Annotated in this window: 23 protein-coding genes; 8 read left to right on the top strand and 15 right to left on the bottom strand. The window is 66.0% G+C overall.

Annotation, left to right across the window (positions count from 1 at the left end; genetic code table 11):
* Together rnd and KM135_RS08695 are read left to right on the top strand one after the other, a co-directional pair.
* Complete coding sequence (rnd, locus tag KM135_RS08700) at positions 1-1,170, top strand: ribonuclease D (protein ID WP_221713618.1); 1,170 nt, start codon at positions 1-3, stop codon at positions 1,168-1,170.
* Between the two features lie 3 nt (positions 1,171-1,173).
* Entirely contained in the window at positions 1,174-1,476 is a 303-nt protein-coding gene (locus KM135_RS08695; RefSeq protein WP_221713617.1) for an I78 family peptidase inhibitor, read from the top strand.
* 165 nt (positions 1,477-1,641) lie between these two features.
* On the opposite strand, the gene KM135_RS08690 is transcribed toward KM135_RS08695, so the two are convergent.
* The 4 genes from KM135_RS08690 to KM135_RS08675 are packed head-to-tail and all read right to left on the bottom strand — an operon-like array spanning position 1,642 to position 7,211.
* Positions 1,642-3,153, bottom strand: coding sequence for a Ppx/GppA family phosphatase (locus KM135_RS08690; RefSeq protein ID WP_221713616.1), 1,512 nt, complete (start codon positions 3,151-3,153; stop codon positions 1,642-1,644).
* A gap of 15 nt (positions 3,154-3,168) precedes the next feature.
* Positions 3,169-5,316, bottom strand: coding sequence for an RNA degradosome polyphosphate kinase (locus KM135_RS08685; RefSeq protein ID WP_221713615.1), 2,148 nt, complete (start codon positions 5,314-5,316; stop codon positions 3,169-3,171).
* Between the two features lie 21 nt (positions 5,317-5,337).
* On the bottom strand, positions 5,338-5,955 hold the full coding sequence (locus KM135_RS08680; protein ID WP_221713614.1) for a P-loop NTPase family protein: 618 nt from the start codon (positions 5,953-5,955) through the stop codon (positions 5,338-5,340).
* Positions 5,952-7,211 (bottom strand): heavy-metal-associated domain-containing protein, encoded by a 1,260-nt coding sequence (locus KM135_RS08675; protein WP_343228168.1) that lies wholly within the window; start codon positions 7,209-7,211, stop codon positions 5,952-5,954. Before KM135_RS08675 ends, KM135_RS08680 begins: the two co-directional genes overlap by 4 nt.
* A gap of 59 nt (positions 7,212-7,270) precedes the next feature.
* Here KM135_RS08675 and purM point away from each other — a divergent pair, with 59 nt between their 5' ends.
* Both purM and purN read left to right on the top strand, forming a co-directional pair.
* Complete coding sequence (gene purM, locus KM135_RS08670) at positions 7,271-8,377, top strand: phosphoribosylformylglycinamidine cyclo-ligase (RefSeq protein ID WP_221713613.1); 1,107 nt, start codon at positions 7,271-7,273, stop codon at positions 8,375-8,377.
* A 23-nt stretch (positions 8,378-8,400) separates the two neighbouring features.
* Positions 8,401-9,363 (top strand): phosphoribosylglycinamide formyltransferase, encoded by a 963-nt coding sequence (purN, locus tag KM135_RS08665; RefSeq protein WP_221713612.1) that lies wholly within the window; start codon positions 8,401-8,403, stop codon positions 9,361-9,363.
* Here the strand turns inward: purN and KM135_RS08660 are convergent.
* Together KM135_RS08660 and hrpB are read right to left on the bottom strand one after the other, a co-directional pair.
* Positions 9,360-9,638 (bottom strand): ETC complex I subunit, encoded by a 279-nt coding sequence (locus tag KM135_RS08660; protein ID WP_221713611.1) that lies wholly within the window; start codon positions 9,636-9,638, stop codon positions 9,360-9,362. The genes purN and KM135_RS08660 overlap by 4 nt on opposite strands.
* A gap of 52 nt (positions 9,639-9,690) precedes the next feature.
* The gene (hrpB, locus tag KM135_RS08655; protein ID WP_221713610.1) at positions 9,691-12,150 is read right to left on the bottom strand and encodes an ATP-dependent helicase HrpB; all 2,460 of its coding nucleotides are present in this window, start codon (positions 12,148-12,150) and stop codon (positions 9,691-9,693) included.
* Positions 12,151-12,305: 155 nt separating this feature from the next.
* Here hrpB and KM135_RS08650 point away from each other — a divergent pair, with 155 nt between their 5' ends.
* Positions 12,306-12,620: a DMT family transporter gene (locus KM135_RS08650; RefSeq protein ID WP_221713609.1), complete on the top strand. Its 315-nt coding sequence runs from the start codon at positions 12,306-12,308 to the stop codon at positions 12,618-12,620.
* A 13-nt stretch (positions 12,621-12,633) separates the two neighbouring features.
* Here KM135_RS08650 and KM135_RS08645 read toward each other — a convergent pair whose 3' ends face one another.
* From KM135_RS08645 to KM135_RS08625, 5 genes are read right to left on the bottom strand one after another with little or no spacing between them, the layout of a single operon-like run.
* The gene (locus KM135_RS08645; RefSeq protein WP_221713608.1) at positions 12,634-13,437 is read right to left on the bottom strand and encodes an isocitrate lyase/PEP mutase family protein; all 804 of its coding nucleotides are present in this window, start codon (positions 13,435-13,437) and stop codon (positions 12,634-12,636) included.
* Positions 13,434-14,144: a glutathione S-transferase family protein gene (locus KM135_RS08640; RefSeq protein WP_221713607.1), complete on the bottom strand. Its 711-nt coding sequence runs from the start codon at positions 14,142-14,144 to the stop codon at positions 13,434-13,436. The genes KM135_RS08645 and KM135_RS08640 overlap by 4 nt, the downstream gene beginning before the upstream one ends.
* A 40-nt stretch (positions 14,145-14,184) precedes the next feature.
* A complete protein-coding gene (locus KM135_RS08635; RefSeq protein ID WP_221713606.1) occupies positions 14,185-14,568 on the bottom strand; it encodes a DUF1801 domain-containing protein in 384 nt (127 codons plus the stop codon).
* 17 nt (positions 14,569-14,585) lie between these two features.
* Positions 14,586-15,092, bottom strand: a complete 507-nt coding sequence (locus tag KM135_RS08630) for a GNAT family N-acetyltransferase (RefSeq protein WP_221713605.1) — start codon at positions 15,090-15,092, stop codon at positions 14,586-14,588.
* Positions 15,093-15,095: 3 nt separating this feature from the next.
* Positions 15,096-16,109 carry a polyprenyl synthetase family protein gene (locus KM135_RS08625; RefSeq protein WP_221713604.1) on the bottom strand — a complete coding sequence of 338 codons (1,014 nt, stop codon included), beginning with the start codon at positions 16,107-16,109 and terminating at the stop codon, positions 15,096-15,098.
* Positions 16,110-16,215: 106 nt separating this feature from the next.
* Here KM135_RS08625 and KM135_RS08620 point away from each other — a divergent pair, with 106 nt between their 5' ends.
* Positions 16,216-16,497 carry a chorismate mutase gene (locus KM135_RS08620; protein ID WP_221713603.1) on the top strand — a complete coding sequence of 94 codons (282 nt, stop codon included), beginning with the start codon at positions 16,216-16,218 and terminating at the stop codon, positions 16,495-16,497.
* A 272-nt stretch (positions 16,498-16,769) separates the two neighbouring features.
* Positions 16,770-17,378: a PEPxxWA-CTERM sorting domain-containing protein gene (locus tag KM135_RS08615; protein WP_343228167.1), complete on the top strand. Its 609-nt coding sequence runs from the start codon at positions 16,770-16,772 to the stop codon at positions 17,376-17,378.
* A 130-nt stretch (positions 17,379-17,508) separates the two neighbouring features.
* Here the strand turns inward: KM135_RS08615 and ndk are convergent, their stop codons facing one another.
* The 4 genes from ndk to KM135_RS08595 form a co-directional block, all read right to left on the bottom strand.
* Entirely contained in the window at positions 17,509-17,931 is a 423-nt protein-coding gene (gene ndk, locus KM135_RS08610; protein ID WP_221713601.1) for a nucleoside-diphosphate kinase, read from the bottom strand.
* Between the two features lie 98 nt (positions 17,932-18,029).
* Complete coding sequence (locus KM135_RS08605) at positions 18,030-18,344, bottom strand: hypothetical protein (protein ID WP_221713600.1); 315 nt, start codon at positions 18,342-18,344, stop codon at positions 18,030-18,032.
* Between the two features lie 259 nt (positions 18,345-18,603).
* The gene (locus KM135_RS08600) at positions 18,604-19,041 is read right to left on the bottom strand and encodes a DNA polymerase III subunit chi (protein WP_221713599.1); all 438 of its coding nucleotides are present in this window, start codon (positions 19,039-19,041) and stop codon (positions 18,604-18,606) included.
* Positions 19,042-19,170: 129 nt separating this feature from the next.
* Positions 19,171-20,625 (bottom strand): leucyl aminopeptidase, encoded by a 1,455-nt coding sequence (locus KM135_RS08595; RefSeq protein WP_221713598.1) that lies wholly within the window; start codon positions 20,623-20,625, stop codon positions 19,171-19,173.
* Positions 20,626-20,880: 255 nt separating this feature from the next.
* Here KM135_RS08595 and KM135_RS08590 point away from each other — a divergent pair, with 255 nt between their 5' ends.
* Positions 20,881-23,130, top strand: a complete 2,250-nt coding sequence (locus KM135_RS08590; protein ID WP_221713597.1) for an LPS-assembly protein LptD — start codon at positions 20,881-20,883, stop codon at positions 23,128-23,130.
* Positions 23,131-23,136 lie beyond the last annotated feature (6 nt).

Genomic DNA, 23,136 nt, shown 5'->3' with positions numbered 1-23,136 from the left:
ATGCAAATCCATCCATTGATTACCGATTCCGAGACGCTCGCAGCCCTGTGCAAGCGTCTGACCAAAGCCGACTTCGTCGCGGTCGATACCGAGTTCATGCGCGAGAACAGCTATTGGCCGGATCTCTGCCTGTTCCAGATCTCCGACGGCAAGGAAGCCGCCGCGATCGACCCCAAAGCGCCGGGCCTCGACATGACGCCCCTGCTCGACCTGCTGGTCGACAATGAGGACGTGCTCAAGGTCTTCCATGCCGGCGGGCAGGACATCGAGATCGTCTTCAACCTGACCGGCAAGACGCCGCATCCGCTGTTCGACACGCAGATCGCCAGCATGGCGCTCAGCCAGGGCGAACAGATCGGCTATTCCAACCTGGTCGATTCGTGGCTTGGTATTCATCTCGACAAGGGCGCGCGCTTCACCGACTGGGGGCGCCGCCCGCTCGACAAGCGCCAGATCGACTATGCGATCGGCGACGTGACGCATCTCGCCGAGATCTTCCCGTTGATGCTGGAGGAACTGCGCAAGACCAAGCGCGGCGTCTGGCTCGATCAGGAGATGGAGCGGCTGGCCGATCCCTCCAATTACAATGTCGACCCGGGTGACGCCTGGAAGCGCGTGCGCATCTCCAGCCGCAAGGCGGATGTGCTGGGGCGGCTCAAGGCGATCGCCGGCTGGCGCGAACTGGAAGCGCGCGACAAGAACCTGCCGCGCGGACGAATCGCCAAGGATGAGACCCTGGCCGACATCGCCTCGCATCCGCCGCGCAGCCAGGACGATCTCGGCAAGGTCCGTGGCCTGTCGGCAAGCTGGAAGGCAAACGACATCGGCGCGCGGCTGATGGCCGCCATTGCAGGCGCAGGCCCCCTGCCCCGCGACGAGATGCCCGAGCGCGACCCCGGACGGCCGGGCCTTGGCAAGGAAGGCATACTGGTCGCCGATCTCCTGAAGCTGCTGCTCAAGATTCGCTCGCGCGAGATCAATGTCGCCTCGCGCCTGCTTGCCCGGTCGGACGATCTGGAGCTGCTCGCGGCGGGTGTGCGCAACGGCCTGCCGATTCTCGACGGCTGGCGCTTCGAACAGTTCGGCCGCGATGCGCTCGATCTGGTCGAAGGCCGCATGGCATTCGCCGTGCGCGATGGTAAGCTGCTGATGACACGGACGGAGGCATGATCCATGCGCACCCACCCTGCCCTGCTTGCCCTCACGATTTTGCCCGCCGCCTGCACCGCAACGGGCGCTGAGCCGCCGGCGACGACGCCTGTGGCCGGTGCCAGCAAATGCGACAGCAACGCGCTCGCCAGCTATGTCGGGCAGAAAGTAACTGCCGCGCTTGGGGCGGAGTTGCTCGCCAAGTCCGGCGCACGAACGCTGCGCTGGGGGTCGCCGGGCGCCATGATGACGATGGACTATCGCGAGGACCGGCTGACGGTCAGCTATGACGAACAGATGGTGATTACGCGGCTGAGCTGCGGCTGAGCGGCACCAGCCGGTATGACATTACCCCGTTCGCCCTGAGTAGGGACTGAGCGAAGTCGAAGACCCGTATCGAAGGGCCGCGCGTGATCTTGGCCCTTCGATACACCACTTCGACAAGCTCAGCGGCTACTCAGGACGAACGGTGAAATCTGAATTGGGCCGCGCTCAAGCGTCGATCAGGAACCCCATCGCCATGGCCTGCCCGAGCTGGCGCAGGCGGCGATCGATCGCTTCGCCGGCCAACGAGGCGTAATCCGGATCGAGACGCAGGATGATCGTGCCGTCGCGGATTTCCAGCGACGAGCCTTCGAGGGGGCCTTCGGCGCCACCGGAGAGGCGCTGGCAGAGGCGGATGGCGAGGCCCCATTGCGTCGCGCGACGGAGGAATTCGGGCGGAGCCAAAGCTTCCAGACTGGGCGCTATCGCCGTGCCGCCACCGAAATTGGCAAAAAGCGCCTGCGCGAGCGCGGCGCGTTCGGTAGCCGAAATACCGACCCAATTGCCGTGCAGCGCAAATTCGAGGCCACGCTCCGCCCGGAAATCCGGATTCGCGCGCCAACCGACATCGGCCAGCATGCAGGCAGCGAGCCGGATGCGCGCCCATTCCGGCGGATCGTCATGGAACAGCGGGGCGATCCAGCCGCTGATCTGATCGCCATGACCCACAAAACGCCCCTGCGCCTCACCCTCGATGCGGGCGGCGATCAGCAACGGGTCCTGCCGAGCAAGCTCGTCACTCAGTTGCTCGAACAACAGCCCTTCGCGCAGACCGAACGCCGACACCGTGAGGTGCGACGACCGGAGCCGCTCGATGACCGTGCAGAGCATATGCGCGGCGTCCGGCAGCCCGGGCAGACGGCCACTGCTTACGCCGGGCAAACCCTTCATCTCGACCTTGCTGCTCCGCTCCAGCCGCTGGAGCAGGATGGCGGGCCGGTCCGGGGTCATCTGGTAGTGATGCAGGATCGGCAGCGGATAGCCGGTCATCTGCATGTCCAGCCGCGCCAGGGCGCGCCAGCTCCCGCCGATCAGATAGAAAGGCAGGCCCTTCTCGATGTCCGCAAAATCGCGCTCGGCGAGCAGGGCGTCGAGGCGTTGCGCCAGCGCCTTCTTGCCGCTCCGCCTGATCTCGGCGACGCGAAACACGCCGAGCGGAAGCGACACGGCGCGGCCGACCTTCCCGCCGGACACGCGCACCAACTCCAGACTGCCACCGCCAAGATCGCCGATGATGCCATCCGCTTCCGGCATACCGGAGAGGAGGCCATGCGCGGACGCCATGCCCTCTTCCTCACCGCTCAGCACGCGGACCTTGAGGCCGACATCGGCCGCGCGCGCAACGAATTCAACGCCATTGCTGGCATCACGCACGGCGGCCGTCGCAACCACGCTGAGCTGATCGACCGCCATCTCGACGCACAACCGCGCGAAGCGCTCCAGCGCCGCGACGCCGCGCTCCATCGCCCGCTCGGAGATTGCCCCACTGCTATCCATATCGGCGCCGAGGCCGGCCATCACCTTCTCGTTGAAGAGGGTGAAAGGGATGCGCTGCGGCCCATCATAGACGACGAGGCGAATGCTGTTGGACCCGATATCGATGATGGCGGTGCGACGGAAATGCGGCCCGCGCAGCATGGACTGTACCGGGCGGCGTGCGAGGCGATCGAGCAACGTCATTGAGCGCCCATAGCGTCAGTCGCGCGCCGGAAGCGAGAGCTTCGGAACTTTTTCATCCTTGCGACGCGATGCGCCACGCCCGGACAGCGACGGATTGGTCATGAAATAATGATGCAGGTTGAACCGCTTCTTCTCCGGGGTGAGGCGGACATAGTTGCCATCGCTGTGCAGCGCCCAGCTCTGCTCATTGTCGAGCAGATTGGCGACCAGAACCTGATCGAGGATCTGGTCATGGACCGTCGGATTTTCGATGGGCAGCATATATTCGACGCGGCGATCGAAATTGCGCGGCATCCAGTCCGCGGAGCTGATGAACACCCGGGCATCGTTGTTGGGCAGCACCTTGCCATTGCCGAACGCCCAGATGCGGCTGTGCTCAAGGAAGCGACCGACGACCGACTTGACCGAGATATTGTCCGACATGCCGGGAACGCCCGGGCGCAGGCAGCAGATGCCGCGCACGATCAGCTCGATGCGGACGCCGGCATTGCTCGCGGCATAGAGCTTCTCGATGATGGCGGCATCGACGAGGCTGTTCATCTTCGCCCAGATCGTGCCCGGACGGCCGGCGCGGGCATGCTCGATCTCGGCATCGATCAGATTGCTCAGATTCTGGCGCAGATGGAGCGGCGAGAGCGAGAGCAGCTCCATATGCTGCGGCTCGACATAGCCAGTGATGTAATTGAACACCGCCGCCGCGTCCCGCGAGGCGCGCGGGTCGGCCGTGAAGAAGCTGATGTCGGTATAGATACGCGCCGTGACCGGGTGATAATTGCCCGTACCGAAATGGCAGTAGGTGCGGAAGCTGTCGCCCTCGCGGCGCACGACCATCGAGATCTTGGCGTGCGTCTTCCACTCGATGAAGCCATAGACCACCTGCACGCCCGCACGCTCCAGCTGGCTTGCCCAGAGCAGGTTCTGCTCCTCGTCGAAACGCGCCTTCAGCTCGACCACGGCCGTCACCGACTTGCCGGCCTCGGCCGCATCGATCAGCGCGCGGATGATCGCGGATTGCTTGCCGGCACGATAGAGCGTCTGCTTGATGGCAACGACATCGGGGTCCGCCGCGGCCTGCGCCAGGAAGGCGATGACGACGTCGAAGCTCTCATAGGGGTGATGAACGACGATGTCCTTGGCCTTGATCGCCGCGAAGCAATCCTCCCCATATTCCGCGATCCGCTCCGGGAAGCGCGGGACATAGGCGGTGAACTTGAGATCCGGCCGATCCTCGTCCACCAGGCTCTCCAGATCGGCGATGCCGACGAAACCGTCGATATCGACGGTCATCGCATCTTCACCCTGCATCAGCGTCTGGAGCATGTCCTCGACCGGCTCGGCGACGCCCGTCTCCATTTCGAGACGGATGATGCGGCCGCGGCGACGCTGCTTGATGGCACTGCGATAATAGCGGACGAGGTCTTCGGCTTCTTCCTCGATTTCGATGTCGCTGTCGCGCAGGATCCGGAACAGCCCGCTCTCGCGCACCGTGAAGCCGGGAAAGAGCAGATCGGTGAAGCGGCGGACGAGCGACTCGATGGCGATGTAGCGCGCGGCCTTGCCCGGAACGCGGATGAAGCGCGGCAGACTCGCAGGCAGAATCACCAGCTCCTGAACGACTTCCTTGTCCGAATTGCGCAGCAGATCGAAGAAGAGGCTGAGGCCCTTGTTCGGGATGAACGGAAAGGGGTGCGCGGGATCGAGCGCCTGCGGCGTGATAATCGGGAATATCTGCTCGAGGAAATGCGCGCGCAGCCAAGCCTCGGCCCTGGCATCGACCGCCTCGCCGTCCCCGATCACGCTGATTTGCGCATCGCGCAGCGCCTCGCGCAGGTCATGCCAGACCTTCTGCTGCTCGGCCATGAGCGCATCGGCGCGCGCGCCGATCGCATCGAGCTGTTGCGCGGGCGTCAGGCCATCGACGGAACGCAACTCCACGCCCTGCAATTGCTGGCCCTTGAGGCCGGCGACGCGGACCATGAAGAACTCGTCGAGATTGTTGCCCGAGATGGATAGGAAGCGCAGGCGCTCCAGCAGCGGGTGGGCCGGATTGCAGGCTTCCTCCAGCACGCGCTGATTGAAATTCAGCCAGGAGAGCTCGCGATTGAAATAGCGCGCCTCCGCGCCGCTCTCCGCGATGGTCTGGATCGGATCGGCTTCAGCCACGATGAGTCTCGTCCTTGCGCTTTACTGGTCTGCCGCCCCGTCTATGCCATTTTCATGACAAAGCGTTTGCCGCGCCAGCCCGACCGACAATTTCTGTCCGGAGGAGACCGAAAGCCCGTTCAGGCGCGTGACGACCGCATCGATCTCGTCATAACATCGCGGTGTCCGGCGGGCGACAAATTCCGGCACATCCGGCGCGAAGGCCGAACCGGCCAGCTCAAGCCCATGCGCCACGAGCGCAGCAGCCACGGCCTCGTCCGGCACTTCGATGCGGGCGACAGCGGCGGTGGCGAGGCGGGTGCGCAGATCGGGCAAGGCGATCGCCCAGACCGGCGGGGCCTCCTGCGCCACGAGGAGCAAAGGCTGGCCGCTGTCGCGCGCGTCGTTCCAGAGATTGAACAGCCGTTCCTCGGCGGCGGTGTCGGCGTCGTCAACGATCCGCGCGCCGATTTCGCCTTCGATCATATGGGCGATGAGGGTGCGGCCCGAGCGCGGCGGACCGACCAGAATCACACAGGGCGACGGCCAGTTCGGCCAGCTTCGCAGCAGCGCAATTGCATCGGCATTGGCGCTGTGGATCAGCAGGCTTTCCCATCCTCCGCGCCGCGACCAGCTGATCGGCAGCGGCAGCTGGCTCACTGCCCGCCTCCGCCTTGCGGCGACGGGCTCGGTGTCGCGCCCTGAGCGCGGCGAACGATGCGCAGGGTCGATCCGTTCACATTGACCGTGAAGCCGCGTGTTTCCAGCGCCGCGCGCAACTGCTCGACCGGCCCGTCGAAGCCGACCTGCATCACCGACGTGCCGCCGAGCGCGAGGCTGCTGATCGAAGCGCCGCGCACACCCGGAATGGCGCGAACGAGGCTCTGGATCTCGCCGATGGCGGTGGCGGTCGGCGTGTCGAACTGGACATTGAACCCGCCGCTGACCGGCGTGCCATCCTCGCTCGGCAGCGCCGCGACCAGCGAATCGAGATCACCGACATTGTCGAGCGCAACGGCGTTCAGCGGCTCCTCGATGACCAGCGAGGGATCGGGCCGCAATATGCCGGCAGCCAGCGCCTGCGCATAGAGCGAGTCAATCTTCGCGACAGCCTCGGTCATCATCCTGGGGATGTCCGCCGAGCGGTTCACGCGCAGGGTGAAGCTGCCGATATACTGATTGTCCGGACCGTAGCGCGCCGAGAAATGGCCGGTGACCGGGCCGCCGGGCCAGGTGCGCTCCAGCCGGGCGATCGGCATGATGACATCCGCCGCGCCATAAAGATCGAGCAGCAGGCGCCACCAGTTGCGGCCGCGCCGCCCGGGCTGGCCGGCATTGAGCAGCAGTGCGTCGGGGCCGTCGCCGGTCGTGCGGATATAATCGATGGCGCTGTCGGCCGTGCGGAACAAAGCCCAGGCTTTCTGCCATTCGGTCGGCGTCTCGAAGGTCGTGGCGACGCCACCATCCCAGAGCACCGGGATGACCAGCAGCGGCGGCGAGCGCATGACCTGTCCGCTCACACCGAGCGCCTGACCGGTGCGGGCGCGATCGAACATCACGGCCAGGGTCGCGATATAGCGATTCGGGCCGATCTGCTCCTGCTGCACCTCGATGCCCGAGACGAGGCCGTCCAAGGTTCCGTCCGCCAGCATATGACCCGCGCCGCCGTTGGTGCGCTTCCAGAGTGCTTGCCAGGCGAGCCGCTGGGCAAGGCGCCAGCCGGTCGCGCGGGCGGTGTCCGGGTTCGGGCCGTAGACATCGACACGAATGTCGCGCACCTCGAAGTCGCCGTTGGACGCGATCGGCGCGATGCCGCGCTCGCCCTCGATCTGCGCGATCAGGACAGCCGCGAAGGCTGCCAGAACCAGCGCGAACAGCAGATGAATGGGGCGCAGGGAAGGCAGGCTGAGCGTCACGGCGCCCTTTTGGCGGCATTGCTCTGGAAAACCAAGCGCGATTTGGTAAGGCGCTCCGCATGGACCAGAAGCACAACGAACCCGCCCCCTATACCTATGCGCAGGCCGGCGTCGACATCGCCGCCGGCAATGCGCTGGTGCGCGCCATTGCCCCGCTCGCCAAGGCGACGCGGCGGCCCGGCGCAAATGCCGATCTCGGCGGATTCGGCGGCTTCTTCGATTTGAAGGCAGCCGGGTTCAAGGACCCGCTGCTGGTCGCCGCCAATGACGGCGTGGGCACCAAGCTCAAGCTCGCGATCGACAGCGGGAAGCACGACACGGTCGGCATCGACCTCGTCGCCATGTGCGCCAACGATCTCATCGTGCAGGGCGCCGAGCCCCTGTTCTTCCTCGACTATTTCGCGACCGGCAAGCTCGACAACGGCGTCGCGGAGCAGGTGATCGCCGGCATTGCAGAAGGATGCAAGCAGGCGGGCTGCGCGCTGATCGGTGGCGAGACGGCGGAAATGCCGGGCATGTATGCCGCCGGCGACTATGATCTTGGCGGTTTCTGCGTCGGCGCGGTGGAGCGCGACGAGGTGCTGACCGCGGACAAGGTGGCCGCGGGCGACGTGATCCTCGGCCTCGCATCCTCGGGCGTGCATTCGAACGGTTATTCGCTGGTGCGGCGGCTCGCGGCCGACAAGGGCTGGAAGCTCGACCGGCCGGCCTTGTTCGATCAGGACGTGCTGCTGATCGACGCGCTGATGGCGCCGACCAAGATCTACGTGAAGCCGCTGCTGCCGCTGGTGCGCGCGGGGAAGATCCACGCCATGGCGCATATCACCGGCGGCGGGCTGCTGGAGAATATCCCGCGCGTGCTGCCGGCAGATCTGCATGCCTTCATCGATGCGGATCTCTGGGAACAGCCGCGGCTGATGGCGTTCCTGCAGGCGCAGGGACATATCGAACCGGGCGAAATGGCGCGCACCTTCAATTGCGGGATCGGCATGGCGGTGGTCGTGGCGGCAGAGGATGTCGCGGCCGTGACCGAAGCGCTCGACGCGGCGGGCGAGACCGTCCATCGCATCGGCGAAATCCGCGCCGGCGCCAAGGGCTGCACGGTCAGCGGCTCGGCCGATGCCTGGAGCGCGATGTCCGCGTGGGAAGCGACGCACGTCGGCTAAGTCGACAAGGAGGAACAATCGCAATGGCCAAGGCAAGAGTCGCCGTCATGCTCTCGGGTACGGGCACGACCATGGCATCGCTGCTGTTCGCCTCGCGCCTGCCGGATTGCTCCTATGAGATCGTGCTGGTGGCGTCCAACAAGCCGGACGCGCGCGGGCTTCAGGTTGCAGCGGCTGAGGGCATCGCAACCTTCGCGCACAGCCACAAGGGGCTGACGCGCGAGGCACATGAAGCGATCATGCTGGATGCGCTTGCGAAGGCGAACGTCGATTACATCGCGCTGTGCGGTTACATGCGTATCCTGACGCCCGAGTTCGTCGCGGGCTGGGCCGGGCGCATGCTCAACACCCACCCGTCCCTGCTGCCCAAATATACCGGCCTGCACACGCATGAGCGCGCGCTGGACGCCGGGGACAGCCATGGTGGCTGCACGGTGCATCTGGTGACGGCCGACCTCGATGCGGGGCCAGTGCTCGGCCAGATTCCGGTCGCCATCCTGCCCGGTGACACGCCGGAGGCCCTGGCGCAGCGCGTGCTCTATGCCGAATATCAGCTCTATCCGCGCATGCTCGCCGACTATGTCGGGCGCGAGATGGATCCGGACTGGATTCTCGCGAAAGTCGGCGAACTGGCGCTCGCTCTGCCCGAGACCGATGCACGGACCTCGCATGGCGCGCCGGGCTGGCGGGTGGGCGGCGAGAAATCCGGCAAGTTCTTCGCCTATGTCTCGGTCCGACATCATGGCGAGGATGCCGTCGCGCTGCTGGTCAAGACCAGCGGACCGGACGAGATGAACGCGCTGATCGATGCCGAGCCGGACATCTATTATCGCCCGGCTTATTATGGCGCATCGGGCTGGATCGCGCTCAAGCTCGACCGGCCGGGCGTGGACTGGGATCATGTCGGCGACTGGCTCGCCAAGAGCTGGCGCGCCGTGGCGCCGAAGCGGCTCACCAAGATGATGGAAATCGCCGAACAGTTTTAGCGGAAGTTATCCGCGTAGGCCTGAATTTTCAGGGTCTTCGGCGGCGTCTTCACGACATTGTAGGTAATGCCGTTGCGGTCGCAATAAGCGCGGGCGTCGTCCGCGCTCTCGAAGCTGAGCTTCACCTGCTCCTGCGTGTCGCCCGAACCGGCCCAGCCCGTCATCGGATCGGGCTTCTTGGCCTCCGCGGGCTCGAATTCGAGCAACCAGGTCGCCGTGCGCGCCTTGCCCGACTGCATGGCGTTCTTGGGCATCTGATAGATACGCGCGGGCATGGTCATTCCTTCGTTGGGCTTAGAGTGCCGTCGCTCAAAGCGGGGCCGGCTGTCAAGATTTCGCGCGCGCATCCGCCTTTTTCGTGCGCAGGGTGGCGTTGGCGCTAGCCGGGTCGTCGGGCCAGGGGTGTTTGGGGTAGCGGCCGCGCATTTCCTTGGCGACGGCGGTCCAGCTGCCTTTCCAGAAGCCGGGGAGATCGCGGGTGGTCTGGATCGGGCGGCCGGCGGGCGAGGTGAGCGAAAGGACGAGCGGGATGTGCTCGCGGCCGACGGTCGGGTGCGCGGCGAGGCCGAACAGGGCCTGCACGCGCAGTTCGACGGTCGGGCCGGCCGGGGCGGCATAGTCGATGGCGTGGTGGCTGCCGGCGGGGCTGGTAAAATCTGCGGGGGCGAGCGCCTCGATGCGCTGGGTCGCGTCCCAGCCGAGGCGCTGGGTGAGCAAGCCATGCAGGGCGCCCGGATCGATGGCGGAAAAGCGGCGGGCATTGGCGGGGAGCAGCATTTCCAGCCAGTCTTCCGCGTCCTCGGCCAGTGCGGCGTCCGAGATTGTATCGACGACGCCGGCATAGGCGGCGCGGGTGCGCAGGGCCTCGGCGGCCTTGCCCCAGGGAAGGAGATCAAGGCCTTCGTCGCGTAGCGCCTTGGCGAGCGCCGTTATGACGGCCGTGCGGTCAGGGGTGTCGTCGGGGCCGCTGGAGAGGCGAATCGCGCCAAGCCAGCGCTCGCGGACGGCCTCGACGCCGGCCAGATCCTTGCGCCAGCGGACGGTCCGCTTGTCGGCGATGCGATCGGCGGCGGCGGCCATGACATCGCCTTCCTCGATCGCGACGGCGGAGAGGATGCGGGCGCCGGACGCGCTGCCCTGTATCTCGCCGACCGCGAGCCAGTCGGCGCGAGCGAGCGGATCGGCGGGATCGAGGCGGAAGCCGCGGCCTCCGGCGCTGATCCAGTTTTCGCCGCTCGCGTCGCGGCGTTTGGCGATGCGGTCAGGGAAAGCGCGGGTCAGGCAGCGGGCGAGCATGGCATCGTCGCCAAAGCCGCCCGCCCTGCTGCCGACGAGGCCGAGCCAGCGGCGGGCGAGGCCCCGCGCCGCTTCGGCACGCTGCCCGCGCTCGCGGCTCCAATTGGCGCGGCGGCGGGCGAGGTCGACGGAGGTTCCGCCGAGGCCGCGTTCGGTGAGGAGGACGGCTATATCAGCCGCTGTCGACGCTTCGCCTTCCTCGGCGGAGGCCAGGAGCATATGGGCGAGGCGCGGCTCCAGCGGCAGTTCGGCTACCTTGCGGCCATGCGGGGTCGCCCTGCCCTCTTCGTCCAGCGCGCGAATCGCGATGAGGCGGCGGCGCGCTTCGCTGATCGATGCGGCGGGCGGCGGATCGAGCCAGCGGAGCGTGGCGGGATCGGTGACACCCCAGACGGCGCAATCGAGCAGCAGGCCGGTGAGGTCGCTTTCGAGGATCTCGGGCGGATCGAACGGTGGCAGGCCGGCGGTCGCCGCGGCTTCCCACAGGCGATAGGCGACGCCCGGCGCCTGACGTCCGGCGCGGCCGGCGCGTTGGGTGACCGCGGCCTGACTGGCCCGTTCGGTGACGAGGCGGGTGACGCCGGCCGCGAGATCGTGGCGTGGGCGGCGGGCGAGGCCCGAATCGACGACGATGCGCACGCCGTCGATCGTCAGGCTGGTCTCGGCGATGCTGGTCGCGAGGATGACCTTGCGCGTGCCGGGCGCGGCCGGGCGAAGGGCGGCGCGCTGATCGGCCGGGTCGAGCGAGCCGTGGAGGCGATGCAGCGCGACGCTTGCGGGCAAGGCCGTGAGCCGCTCGACCGTGCGCTCGATCTCGCCGACGCCGGGCAGGAAGGCGAGCAGGTCGCCCTGCCCTTCCTCGGCGAGCGCGCGGCGGATGGCGGCGGCCATGGCGTCCTCGATGCGGGCGTCGCCGGCGCGGCCGATATGGCGCAGATCGATCGGGTAGCTGCGGCCCTCGCTCTCGATCACCGGCGCGCCGTCCATCAGGCGGGCGAAGCGGGCGCCATCGAGCGTGGCGGACATCGCGACGAGCCGCAGATCCTCGCGCAGCCCGGCCTGCGCATCGAGCGCCAGAGCGAGGCCGAAATCGCCCTCGAGGCTGCGCTCATGGACTTCGTCGAAGAGGACCGCGGCGACGCCGGACAGCTCGGGATCGGACTGGATGCGGCGGCGGAAAATGCCTTCGGTGACGACGAGGATGCGGGTTTTCGCGGATGTCCGGCTTTCGAGGCGAGTCGCATAACCGATCGTCTCGCCCGGCTTCTCGCCCGCCAGATCGGCCATGCGCTCGGCGGCGGCGCGCGCGGCAAGGCGGCGGGGCGAAAGCAGCCAGATCTGCCCGCCCGCGACCCACGGCTCGCCGAGAAGCGCCGTGGCGACCATGGTCGTCTTGCCGGCACCGGGCGGCGCGACCAGCACGGCGCTGCTTCCCTCGCGCAGGACAGTCAGCAGGTCCGGCAGGACGGCGTGGATGGGGAGTTGGCTCACCAGAGCCGCTTAGAGCCGTGCGGGCGAGAATGCCAACTGGTACCGGCCTTGACCGGGCGGCGGCATGTCCTATCTGGGGCAGTGCGAGGCCACGTCCTCCCCCGATCAGGGCACAAGTCCGGGACGGCCCGGTCATTGATCCCTTGGAGGATGACATGGCGTGGATCGCGTTGATCGTGGCCGGACTGTTCGAGATCGTCTGGGCCTTTTCGATGAAACAATCGGATGGCTTTACCCGGCTCTGGCCGAGCCTGATCACGTTCGTGACGGTGATCCTGAGCTTCGGGCTGCTGGCCTGGTCGATGCGGACCTTGCCGCTCGGGACGGCCTATATGGTGTGGACCGGCATCGGGGCGCTGGGCGCTTTCGTCATTGGCGTGCTCTTTCTCGGCGAAGCGGTGAGCGCGTTTCGGCTTGTTGCGGCGGGGCTGATCGTCAGCGGGTTGCTGATGATGAAGTTGGCCAGCTGAGCTTGCGCTCCGCCTAGCGCGCAAAAAGCTCCATAAGATCGCCATGGGTGATCGTCGCCTTTGCACCCGCAATATTGCCGTTTTTCAACGCCTTTGCGGCATCGATCAGGCCGTCATAGGCGCGGCGCTGGAGCATGCCGCCCATGCTGACGCGCTTGACCCCGATGGCGTCCAACGTTGCCAGATCAGCCGGGCCGATCAGGACGTTGACCGGCCTGGGGGCGACGGCCTTCACCACTGCTTCAATGGCCTCCAGAGACGGCAGGCCGGGCGCGAAGAGCACGTCCGCGCCGACCTCGGCAAAGGCAACGAGGCGGCGGATCGTGTCGTCGAGATCGTTCCGGCCATTGATGAGATTGTCGGCGCGGGCGGTCAGCAGGATGCGGCCTTTGGCGGCTTTCGCAGCGGCGGCGACGCGGGCGACGGCGGCGTCGAAGCCGTGGATCGGATCGGCGGGATTGGCGGTGGTGTCCTCGATGCCAAGACCGGCGAGGCCCGCCGCGATGGATGCTTCCACCGTCGCGACGCAGTCCTCGGAATCTGGGCCGAAGCCATCCTCCAGATCGCCGTTCACCGGCAGGCCGCTGGCGGTGCCGAGAAGGACGGCATTGTCGATCGCCTCGGTGCGACTCACCGCATGGGCGCCATCCTGCCGGCCGAGCGCGAAGGCGATGGCGGCTGAGGACGAACCCAAAGCCTCGAAGCCTTCGCGCGCCAGCAAGGCGGCGGATGCGGCATCCCAGGCATTGGGCATGATGAAGGCGCCGGGGCGCTCATGCAGCGCGCGGAAGCGCTCATAGGCTGCGGCCTGGCTCATGCCGGCCTCGCCGGGGTCGCGAGACCCTTCTGGACGGCCGGTCTGGCAAGGCCCGCCTCCAGCCAGCGCGGCACATGGGTGAGCGCGGCAAAATCGACCAACTCGCCCGCCTCATAGAAGCCGATCAGATTGCGCACCCAGCCGAGACAGGCGCATTCCGCAATGGTGAAGTCCTCTCCCATGAGCCACGGGCGGCCATCGGCGAGCGCATCTTCCAGCAGCTTCAGCATGCGCTTAGATTCGCCGACGAAGCGGTCGCGCGGGCGCTTGTCCTCGATCTCCTTGCCGGCGAACTTGTGAAAGAAGCCGACCTGGCCGAACATCGGCCCGATATGCGCCGCCTGCAGGAACAGCCACTGGCGCACCGCGAGCTGCCCGCGCCGGTCGGCCGGGATGAGCTTGCCGGTCTTCTCGGCGAGATAGAGCAGGATCGCGTTCGACTCATAGAGCCCGAGGGGCTCGCCATCCGGACCGTCCGGATCGATGATGACCGGGATCTTGCCGTTCGGGTTCAGGGCCAGAAATTCCTCGGTCCAGCTCTCATTCTTCATGATGTCGACGAGGTGCGGCTCATAGGGCAGCGCCATCTCTTCCAGCGCGATCGAGACCTTCACACCATTGGGCGTCGGCAGACCGTAGAGCTGAATGATCTCCGGATTGGTTGCGGGCCAGCGGCGGGCAATGGGGAACTGGTCGAGCTTGCTCATCGAGTCGGAACTCCTCTCGGCGCTTCTTCTAAACTGCCTGTTACCGCCCGATGGCAGCAGGATCACCCAGTTCAGCGTTCAGCGCGGCCGCCGCCGCGGCGAGCCGCGTGACCTGATCGCTCGAAAGGCCCTCCCCTTCGCGCAGAACGATGTTGCCGAGCTCATATTTGCCGCTCGCCTTGATGCGCGGCTCGAGATCGCGGAGCCGCTTGCCTCGCCAGAAGCCGAGCAGCACGCGCGCATCCTCGACGCGGATGAGGATGCAGAGGCCATTCGAGGCGAAGACGAGATTGCCCCATTTGATCTGCTCGGAGAAATCGCCGCCCGCGTGGATGGCGGTGCGAAACTGCTCGACGAGTGGACGCTGCCATCCACCCGCGTCCTCGGCGAAGGCATCGGGGCTGGCGAAGCTCTTCATCTTCATCGGGGCACCTCCGGGGCTCACAGCGCAACCCGCATCAGGACGCCCGGCAGCGCATGGCCATTGATGAGAGGTGCGGTGGGGCCTTGCACTTCGAAGCCGAAGGCACCGTAGAACCCCTCTGCGCCGAGCGCTGAGTCGGCGAACAAGGTGACGGCACCGCTTGCCTTCGCTTCCGCCATGCAGCGGCGGAGCATCGCCGCCGCGATGCCGAGGCGCAGCCAGTCCGGATCGGTCGCGAAATGGCGGATATGGGCAACGCCGTCCTCCAGCGCGGCCGTGCCGGGCGCCTCATGCGTCCAGCCGCCACAGCCCACGGCGAGGCCTCCGGGGGCTTCCGCCACGAAGTAGGTGCCGGAGGCGAGCAATTTGGGATTGGCACGGGTGACGAACGGGCGGACGGTCGCGATCAGGTCAGGATCGTAATGGCCGACCCAGATGGTCCCGTAGGATCGATCGAGCAGAGCCGACACCTGAGCTGCATCGTCCGGCGTGGCGACGCGCAGAGACCAGCTCCGCGCGTGCATGATTCAATACGCCCGGGCGATGGCGAACTCGACCGCCTCGACCAGAGCAGACTTGGCCGCGCCATTGCCGAACATGCCGATCGCATCGATGGCGCGCTGGCCATAATGGCGGGCGCGCGCCAGCGTATCGTCGATCGCGCCGGTTGACTGGAGCAACGACTGGGCCTGACCGAGATCGGCATTATCGCCGTGAAGGCCGGACATGGCTTCCTTCCAGAACTTCCGGTCGGCGGCATTGCCGCGCGCATAAGCGAGGATCACGGGCAAGGTGATCTTGCCGTCGCGGAAATCGTCGCCGGTGTCCTTGCCCATCGTCTCGCCGTCCGAGACATAATCGATGGCGTCATCGACCAGCTGGAAGGCGATGCCGAGATTGCGGCCATAGGCGTCCAGCGCCAGTTCCTCCGCCTCGGGCCGCTCGGCGACCACGGCGGAGATGCGACAGGCGGCGGCGAAGAGCGCGGCGGTCTTGGCGCCTATGATGTCGAGATACTGGTCCTCGTCCGTCTCGATGCGGCGCTGGGCAGTGAGCTGGTTCACTTCACCCTCGGCGATCACGGCCGAAGCATTGGAGAGGATGCGCAGCACCTTGAGCGAGCCATCCTCGACCATCAGCTCGAACGAGCGGCTGAACAGGAAATCGCCCACGAGCACGGAGGCATTATTACCCCAGATCATGTTCGCCGTGCGACGCCCGCGCCGCATGCCGCTGCCGTCGACCACATCATCATGCAGCAAGGTGGCGGTGTGGATGAACTCGACGGCGGCGGAGAGCTTGTGATGGCGCGTGCCACCATATTCGAGCAGCTTCGCGCAGGCCAGAGTGAGCATCGGGCGCATGCGCTTGCCGCCGCCGGCGATCAAATGGCCGGCCAGCTCCGGGATGAGAGGAATGCGCGACTGCATGCGCGCGAGGATCACCGCGTTGACGCTGTTCAGGTCATCCGCGACGAGTGTCATCATGGGTTGGAGGGTCGGCGCGGCCCGGCCGGGCATGCGATGGATGGTAGCGCTCATGCCGCGTGCTGTGGCGGCGGACATGCGCTTTGGCAAGCAAATTGGCTTGCCTTGTGGCCCAAGAGCGGCGAGTGATGCCCGCCGCTCAAAGGGAGAAGACCGCGCCATGGACGAGACGCTCGCGCGCTATCGGGAAAGCATCGACAATATCGACGCCGCGCTGGTTTTCCTGCTGGCGGAGCGCTTCAAGATCACTCAGGCCGTCGGACAGCACAAGGCGCAGGCCGCCCTTCCCCCGGCCGATCCCGCGCGCGAAGGCAAGCAGGTGGCGCGGCTGCGCCGTCTCGCCGTCGAGGCCAATCTCGATCCCGACTTCACCGAGAAATTTCTGCGTTTCATCATCGACGAGGTGATCCGTCATCACGAGCGGATGCGCGGCAACGACTGAAGCGGCCGGACGCCGCGAGGCACCGCTTCATCCCGGCAGCGGGGAGCCTATCGCAAGCCGCGCACGGCGTGGCGCTTCGGCCGGTAAAACCGATTTCGGGAGCGCCGGGCGTCCCGGCGATAACCGGTTGTGCAAACAGGATAATCCGAGCGAGCGAGCGACGATTCCGTCCAATTCCCGCAGCAGAAAATAGTGAAGGTCGCGCCTGAGGTCGCCACTTTGCCGACGCATGAATGTGCGCGGCGCACTCTGATACTCGTGGGAGAGTAATCGTGAACAAAGTAGCTTATCTGACCGCGGCCGCCCTGATCGGCCTGTCCGCCGGCGCCGCCAACGCAGCTGTCGATATCGCAGAGGCGCCGACGGGTTTCTTCGTGCCCACCGATGCCGAGAAGTTCGATTCCCCTTATTATCGCGATGCCGATGAAGACTGGGAATGGACGCACGGCGCAATCGCACCAGGCTTCGCCACGGCGGAACTCAACATCTCGGCGTTCGACGTGGACACGGACGGCAATGGCGGCACGTTCCCGCCGGAAGTCGACAATGTCTATGCGTGGGATAGCGGCGCCTGGGTCCTGCTCGGCAGTCTCGACGGTTTCGGCGAGGTGTGGGAATTCACCACGTTCAACCTCGGCGCGAACTTCTTCGATGACATCGCCGCCGGGCTACAGGTGCGGCTCGACATCGACGTCGACAACATCGGCTGGAGCGTGACGCTGGCCAAGTCGACGCTGACGACGGACGGCAGCGATCCGGGCGATCCGACTCCCGGCGCCGTGCCCGAGCCGACGACCTGGGCGATGATGATCGGCGGTCTCGGCCTCGTTGGCCTGCAGATGCGTCGCCGCCGCGGCAAGACGGTCGTCAGCTTCGCCTGAGCCATCTCAACGATCCGCAGAGCGCCGTCCGGGAGACCGGGCGGCGTTTTGCTATCCCGGTCCGGAGGCAAGGAAAAAGGGGCGTCCGGTCAGCCCGGCGCCCCTCTTCATCAACGCAATGAAAAGCGCTTTAGCCGACGATTTCTTCCGGCTTGAAGAAATAGGCGATCTCGATCGCGGCATTCTCGTCGCTGTCCGAACCGTGGACCGTGTTCGCCTCGATCGACTCGGCCAGCTCCTTGCGGATCGTCCCGGGCTCGGCATTGGCCGGGTTGGTCGCGCCCATGATGTCGCGGTTGCGCTGCATGGCGTTCTCGCCCTCGAGCACCTGCACGACGACCGGGCCGGAGATCATGAAATCGACCAGCTCGCCGAAGAAGGGACGCTCCTTATGGACCGCATAAAAGCCCTCGGCCTGCTCGCGGGTCATGTGGATGCGCTTGGAAGCGACGACGCGCAGGCCGGCTTCCTCGAGCATCTTGGTGACGGCGCCGGTCAGGTTGCGACGGGTCGCGTCGGGCTTGATGATCGAAAAGGTGCGGGTCACCGCCATGGGAATGCTCCGGATTTTGGCTGAAAAGAAAGACGCGCGCCCTCTAGCGGCGAAGTGAGGGCGGATCAAGGGTGAGGATGATATGAGGCGCGACAGCATCAGGACACCCAAGTCACCGCGCGAGAAACGACGATCCATTCCCCGCTGGGCTGGCGTCGCATCAGTTCGATATAGCCTTCGCCTTCGGTCGCGCCCTTTACCCAGCTTGTGGCGATGAGCGCCGACTGACCATCATGACTCAGGGCTGGCAGAGAAACGCTTTCCAGACTTGCGGAATATTCGGCTCGCCTATCGCCCTTCGCAGTCTTCATCGCTTCGTCGCCGAAAGGAATATGCCTCTCGGTCAGCAAACCGCGAATTGCGGGGCAGCGTGAAATCGCACTCTTCTCGCCTTGCAGCTCGAGTTTGGACATCAATTGAGTATCTGGTTGCCCAGCCATTCGGGCCGTTCCGTCGGCCACCCGCCAGTTCCCCGAAGTCGCACCCAATCTATAAGTCCATTCCGCGTCGAGCGCGCTAAAGACCAGCTTCGTGCGACCACTTTCAGCAACCCGCGCCTTTACGCGAGAGAGTGCGACGTCGCACTGCCGTTCGATCAATGATGGCGGCCGGACCTGACAGGAAGCTGTCGCTAGCCGGCAATGCTGAGGAGCAGGCAACGGGCAGTCGAACTCAAGGCCCCTGCCGCCACTTGCCGCCGTCCTGCTTCCAGAAGCGGGGTGTGATGCCGTCGGCCTTGCTGAGGGTGCGCCAGGCGGTGCGGGCTTCGCCGATCGTGGCGCCGTCGAAGAAATAGAAGGCGCGGTCGAAGCTCAGGGCTTCCTCGCGCCAGTGGCCGTCGGCGAGCGCGACGTGGCGGGCGCCGTTTGCCGGGGCGCAGTCGCATGCGAGCAGGATCGGCTGGACCTCAGGCATCGGCGCGTCGGCATGGTCGTTGGCGAAATAGGTTTCGGGGCCGGCGCTCCAGAGGGTGTGCGAGATGCGATCGAGCTGGCTGCGCTCGGCCGAGACGACCAGCAGGCGGCCGCCGTCCTTGAGGATGCGGCTCGCTATACCGGGAATGACCGCCTCGGCGGGGTCGCGGCTGAGCTGGTAGAAATCGACCTGCATGGAGGGGTCCTAGCGCAAACCAGTGCTCCTGCGAAGGCAGGAACCCAGGTCCGGATGATACTGCGCTCGAACGCCCTGGGCTCCTGCCTTCGCAGGAGCACTGGTCAATTTTGATCGCGCCCTTGCTCCTTACCCCGCCTGATGATGATCGCGGATCAGCCGATCGAGCAGGCGCACGCCATAGCCGGTGGCGCCCTTGTCCCACGTCGCGCCGGGCTTGTCGGCCCAGACCATGCCGGCAATGTCGAGATGCGCCCATCTGACGCCTTCCTGCACATAGCGCTTGATGAACTGGGCCGCGGTGATCGAGCCGCCGTAGCGCGGGCCGATATTCTTCATGTCGGCGATCGGGCTGTCGATCAGCTTGTCATAGGCGTCCGCGAGCGGGAAGCGCCACAGCTTGTCACCGCTTTCGAGGCCGGCCGTGAGCAGCTGATTGGCGAGGCCGTCATCGTTGGAGAACAGGCCGCCATGCTCGACGCCGAGCGAGATCAACATCGCGCCAGTGAGAGTCGCGAGATCGACGATGGTGTTTGGCTTGTAGGTCTGCTGCGCCCACCAGATGGCGTCGCACAGGACGAGACGGCCTTCCGCGTCCGTATTCAGCACTTCGATCGTCTGGCCGGACATGCTGGTGACGATATCGCCGGGGCGCATCGCGCCTCCATCGGGCATGTTCTCGACCAGTCCGCAAATGCCGACGACATGCGCATTCGCCTTGCGCAGCGCTAGTGCCTTCATTGTGCCGACGACCGCACCGGCTCCGCCCATGTCCCATTTCATGTCTTCCATGCCGGGGCCGGGCTTGAGCGAAATGCCACCCGTGTCGAACGTCACGCCCTTGCCGACCAGTACGAGCGGCGTTTCCTGCGCCCCCGCGCTGCCATCCCAGTGCAGTGCCAGCAGGCGCGGCTTGCGGATCGAGCCCTGCGCAACGCCGAGCAGTGCGCCCATGCCGAGCTTCGCCATGTCGGCCTCGTCGAGGACGCTGATCCCGATACCAAGCTCCGCCAGATGCTGGCAGCGCTCCACGAAGGTTTCGGGATAGATGATGTTGCCGGGCTCGGAGACCAGCTCGCGCGTGAAGGCGACGCCCTGCGCGACCGCTTCCAGATCGGCCCAGCTCTTGCCCAGCTCCGCTGCATCGCTGACCAGAGTCAGCGTCTCGAGCGTGGGTTTGGATTTCTCGGCAAGCTTGGTGCGATAAGTATCGATACGCCAGGCGCGCAGCCAGGCACCGAGGCCGAGATGCGCGAGCGATGCCGCATCGATGCCCGTGCCATCCACGGCGGCATGCGTCAGGCCCGAGGTCAGCAGGCGCGCACTGACCGCCGCGCCTGCCTTCTCCAAGTCCGCGACCTTACCCTCACCTGTGCCGACGAGGAGGATGCGCACGGTTCGGCCACCTTCGCTCGCGAACAGCTCAACCACGGCGCCCGTCTCGCCCGCGAAGCGCGATGCGCCAGCCGCTTCAGCCGCCAGCGTCTGCGCCTCGATCGCCGGCGCGATGACGCTGCCCTTGGCGACGGGAAAGATGAGACAGCCCACGTCCGACGGACGAGAAGCACTGATCGCGATTTTCATGAAACGAACTCCTGGAACGGTTTGCGCGCCGGACAGCGCCCGATTGGCCCCGAAATAGCGACTTGGCGGCATGCGCGCCACGGCAAACGGAATATAAACCGCGATTTCATGCTTGGTTAGGCAATTGCGATTGCGGCGTTGCGATGCAATAGGCGCGAAGGTGGGAGCACCGGCCGGTGTGCCGGATGGAGTAGAAGAGCTTTGGCGACTGTGTTGCGCCGCAGGGACGATGGTCAGGAGCGCATGCGCCCTGGCATGCTCATGCCTGCCGTTTTCCTTTCCCTCCTCCTGTTCGCGGCGGCCGGACCCGCACAGGCGCAGGAGCAGACCGGGGCTCCGCCGAGCCTTCAGGACCGGCCCGACCGGGGCGTCGATGTCGCCCCGCCGGATCAGCCAATCTCCGCCGAGGAAATCGGCTTCCAGGCCGACCGCATCGATTACGACTATGAGGGCGATGTCGTCACGGCGTCGGGCAATGTCCATGTCACGCGCGATGGCGCGCGCCTGGTCGCGGACTCGGTCGTCTGGAATCGCAAGGAAGGCACGGTAATCGCGCGCGGCGACGTCGCCCTCGTCAACCGCAATGGCGACAAGGCCTATGCCGACGAGATGGACGTGACCGAGAGCCTGCGTGACGGCGTCATCGCGAACCTGCTGATCGTCACCCAGAACGACAATCGCCTCGCCGCCGACAAGGGTACGCGCCAAGGCGACATCTATGTGCTGGAGCATGCCGCCTACACGCCTTGCCGCGTCGAGGACGATCATGGCTGTCCGAAGGAGCCGACCTGGCAGATTCAGGCCGACCGCGTGGTGCTCGACCAGGCACGCGAGCGGGTGCGCTACGATAATGCGCGGGTGAAGCTGCTCGGCATGCCGCTCATCCCGCTGCCCGGCCTGCGTCACAGCATCGGCGAGGAAGGCGGCAGCGGCCTGCTGGTGCCCGATGTGGGCTATGACCGGCGCAACGGCTTCGAGCTCGCCGTGCCCTATTACTGGCGCATCGCCAGCAACCGCGACCTGACGATCACGCCACATGTCTACAGCGCCGTCTTCCCGATGCTGGAAGGCAATTACCGGGCGCTGCTCTCCAACGGCGCCTATCAGGTGACCGGCTTCGGCACGGTCAGCCAGGTGACACCGGTCTCTACGCCAGGTGTCACGACCAGCGAGGACAGGCTGCGCGGCTATTTCGCGGCGAGCGGCAAGTTCCAGTTCGACCCGCTCTGGTCCCTGTCCGGATCGCTCCGCTATGTGAGCGACCGCACGTTCCTCAATCGCTACGATATCAGCCATGAGGACCGGCTGCGCTCGACGATCAATCTCGAGCGGATCGGCACGCGCAGCTATCTCTCGATCGCCGGCTGGGATTTCCAGTCGCTGCGGCCCAATGCCGTAGCGGGCCAGGTGCCGATCGCCATCCCCGCCATCGACTACCGGCTGCGCACGACCGATCCGTTGCTTGGTGGATCGGTACAGATCCAGGCCAACAGCCTCGCCATCCTGCGCACCGAGGGGCAGGACAGCCAGCGCGCCTTCGTCGGCATCACCTGGCAGCAGAGCCGCCTCACCCGGCTCGGCCAGGAACTGACCCTGACCGGCTATGCACGCGGCGACGTCTATCACAGCTCGCAGAACGCGCTCAGCCCAACCGTCATCTATCGCGGCGATCCGGGCTGGAAGACGCGCGGCATCGCGGCGCTCGCGCTCGACATGCGCTGGCCCTTCATCGGCCGAGCGCTCGGCGGCACGCAGCGGATCGTGCCGCGCATCCAGCTCGTCGTCGCGCCGCGGCTCGCCAATCTGAGCCTGCCCAATGAAGATGCGCGCGCGATCGATCTGGAAGATTCGAACCTCTTCGCGCTCAATCGCTTCCCCGGATACGACCGGTTCGAGGATTCGAGCCGCATCACCTATGGCTTCGACTATCGGCTGGATCGGCCGAACTTCACATTCGACGCGACCATCGGCCAGAGCTACCGACTCGACGAGCGGACGACCGTATTGCCGAACGGCACCGGCCTGTCCGATCGGCTCTCCGACATCGTCGGCCGTTCACAACTGCGCTTCAAGGATTTCGTCCAGGTCACGCACCGCTTCCGGCTCGACAAGGAAAATCTCGCCGTGCGCCGCAACGAGATCGAGGCGACGGTCGGCTCGCGCCAGACCTATGCGGAAATCGGCTATATCCGGCTCAACCGCAACGTGACGACCGGCGTGGAGGATCTGCGCGATGTCGAGGAAGTGCGCGTCGGCGCCCGCGTCGCGTTCGCCAAATACTGGTCCGTGTTCGGTTCGACCAACATCGACCTCACCGGCGCCAGCGACGATCCGACCAGCACCCTCTCCGGCTTCGAGCCGGTGCGTCACCGCCTCGGCGTCGCTTATGAGGATGACTGCCTCGAAATGGGCCTGACCTGGCGCCGCGACTATCAGACCGTGGGCGACGCGCGGCGCGGCAATTCCTTTCAGCTGCGGCTGGTATTTAAAAATCTGGGCATATAAAGACGG

The organism is Sphingobium xanthum, from assembly GCF_019737615.1.
Classification (GTDB): domain Bacteria; phylum Pseudomonadota; class Alphaproteobacteria; order Sphingomonadales; family Sphingomonadaceae; genus Sphingobium; species Sphingobium xanthum.
The sequence above is the reverse complement of the archived record's forward strand: the minus strand, read 5'-3'. Positions and strand labels throughout refer to the sequence as shown.